This is a genomic window from Peribacillus sp. NPDC097675 (genome assembly GCF_050277655.1).
Taxonomy (GTDB): domain Bacteria; phylum Bacillota; class Bacilli; order Bacillales; family DSM-1321; genus Peribacillus.
In genome coordinates, this window is sequence record NZ_JBNNSK010000026.1 from 1 (window position 1) to 2963 (window position 2963).

1 rRNA gene is annotated in these 2963 nt (G+C 52.3%); it reads left to right on the top strand.

Annotated elements, in window-relative coordinates:
• Positions 1 to 16: 16 nt before the first annotated feature.
• A 23S ribosomal RNA gene (locus ACQKL5_RS21265) occupies positions 17 to 2950 on the top strand.
• The last annotated feature ends 13 nt before the right edge of the window (positions 2951 to 2963 follow it).

Here is a 2963-nt window from a genome sequence, read left to right on the forward strand (position 1 = left end):
GTAAGACTTTTTTAACGGTTAAGTTAGAAAGGGCGCACGGTGGATGCCTTGGCACTAGGAGCCGATGAAGGACGGGACTAACACCGATATGCTTCGGGGAGCTGTAAGTAAGCTTTGATCCGGAGATTTCCGAATGGGGAAACCCACTGTTCGTAATGGAACAGTATCTTTACCTGAATACATAGGGTACTGAAGGCAGACCCGGGGAACTGAAACATCTAAGTACCCGGAGGAAGAGAAAGCAATAGCGATTTCCTGAGTAGCGGCGAGCGAAACGGAATGTAGCCCAAACCAAGAGGCTTGCCTCTTGGGGTTGTAGGACACTCAATATGGAGTTACAAAGGAACGGGGTAAATGAAGTGACCTGGAAAGGTCCGTCAAAGAAGGTAAAAACCCTGTAGTTGAAACTTCGTTCCCTCCTGAGTGGATCCTGAGTACGGCGGGACACGAGAAATCCCGTCGGAAGCAGGGAGGACCATCTCCCAAGGCTAAATACTACCTAGTGACCGATAGTGAACCAGTACCGTGAGGGAAAGGTGAAAAGCACCCCGGAAGGGGAGTGAAATAGATCCTGAAACCGTGTGCCTACAAGTAGTCAAAGCCCGTTAATGGGTAATGGCGTGCCTTTTGTAGAATGAACCGGCGAGTTACGATTTCATGCGAGGTTAAGTTGATAAGACGGAGCCGCAGCGAAAGCGAGTCTGAATAGGGCGAATGAGTATGAGGTCGTAGACCCGAAACCAGGTGATCTACCCATGTCCAGGGTGAAGTTCAGGTAACACTGAATGGAGGCCCGAACCCACGCACGTTGAAAAGTGCGGGGATGAGGTGTGGGTAGCGGAGAAATTCCAATCGAACCTGGAGATAGCTGGTTCTCTCCGAAATAGCTTTAGGGCTAGCCTCAAGATGAGAGTATTGGAGGTAGAGCACTGATTGGACTAGGGGCCCCCAACGGGTTACCGAATTCAGTCAAACTCCGAATGCCAAATACTTATTCTTGGGAGTCAGACTGCGAGTGATAAGATCCGTAGTCGAAAGGGAAACAGCCCAGACCACCAGCTAAGGTCCCAAAGTATACGTTAAGTGGAAAAGGATGTGGAGTTGCTTAGACAACCAGGATGTTGGCTCAGAAGCAGCCACCATTTAAAGAGTGCGTAATAGCTCACTGGTCGAGTGACTCCGCGCCGAAAATGTACCGGGGCTAAACGTATCACCGAAGCTGTGGATTGACACCGTATGGTGTCGATGGTAGGAGAGCGTTCTAAGGGCGTTGAAGTCAGACCGTAAGGACTGGTGGAGCGCTTAGAAGTGAGAATGCCGGTATGAGTAGCGAAAGAAGGGTGAGAATCCCTTCCACCGAATGCCTAAGGTTTCCTGAGGAAGGCTCGTCCGCTCAGGGTTAGTCGGGACCTAAGCCGAGGCCGAAAGGCGTAGGCGATGGACAACAGGTTGATATTCCTGTACCACCTATACATCGTTTGAACGATGGGGGGACGCAGAAGGATAGGGTAAGCGCGCTGTTGGATATGCGCGTCCAAGCAGTTAGGCCGGAAACGAGGCAAATCCCGTTTCCATTAAGGCGGAGCTGTGATGGCGAGGGAAATATAGTACCGAAGTTCCTGATTCCACACTGCCAAGAAAAGCCTCTAGTGAGATGTAAGGTGCCCGTACCGCAAACCGACACAGGTAGGCGAGGAGAGAATCCTAAGGTGTGCGAGAGAACTCTCGTTAAGGAACTCGGCAAAATGACCCCGTAACTTCGGGAGAAGGGGTGCTTTTTAGGGTGAATAGCCCAGAAAAGCCGCAGTGAATAGGCCCAGGCGACTGTTTAGCAAAAACACAGGTCTCTGCGAAGCCGCAAGGCGAAGTATAGGGGCTGACACCTGCCCGGTGCTGGAAGGTTAAGGGGAGAGGTTAGCGCAAGCGAAGCTTTGAACCGAAGCCCCAGTAAACGGCGGCCGTAACTATAACGGTCCTAAGGTAGCGAAATTCCTTGTCGGGTAAGTTCCGACCCGCACGAAAGGTGTAACGATCTGGGCACTGTCTCAACGAGAGACTCGGTGAAATTATAGTACCTGTGAAGATGCAGGTTACCCGCGACAGGACGGAAAGACCCCGTGGAGCTTTACTGCAGCCTGATATTGAATTTTGGTACAGCTTGTACAGGATAGGTAGGAGCCTGAGAAGCCGGAGCGCTAGCTTCGGTGGAGGCGTTGGTGGGATACTACCCTGGCTGTATTGAAATTCTAACCCGCGCCCCTTATCGGGGTGGGAGACAGTGTCAGGTGGGCAGTTTGACTGGGGCGGTCGCCTCCTAAAGAGTAACGGAGGCGCCCAAAGGTTCCCTCAGAATGGTTGGAAATCATTCGCAGAGTGTAAAGGCACAAGGGAGCTTGACTGCGAGACCTACAAGTCGAGCAGGGACGAAAGTCGGGCTTAGTGATCCGGTGGTTCCGCATGGAAGGGCCATCGCTCAACGGATAAAAGCTACCCCGGGGATAACAGGCTTATCTCCCCCAAGAGTCCACATCGACGGGGAGGTTTGGCACCTCGATGTCGGCTCATCGCATCCTGGGGCTGTAGTCGGTCCCAAGGGTTGGGCTGTTCGCCCATTAAAGCGGTACGCGAGCTGGGTTCAGAACGTCGTGAGACAGTTCGGTCCCTATCCGTCGCGGGCGCAGGAAATTTGAGAGGAGCTGTCCTTAGTACGAGAGGACCGGGATGGACGCACCGCTGGTGTACCAGTTGTCTTGCCAAAGGCATAGCTGGGTAGCTACGTGCGGAAGGGATAAGTGCTGAAAGCATCTAAGCATGAAGCCCCCCTCAAGATGAGATTTCCCATGGCGCAAGCTAGTAAGATCCCTGAAAGATGATCAGGTTGATAGGTCAGAGGTGGAAGCGTGGCGACATGTGGAGCTGACTGATACTAATAGATCGAGGACTTAACCAACGCTTTAAAAAAA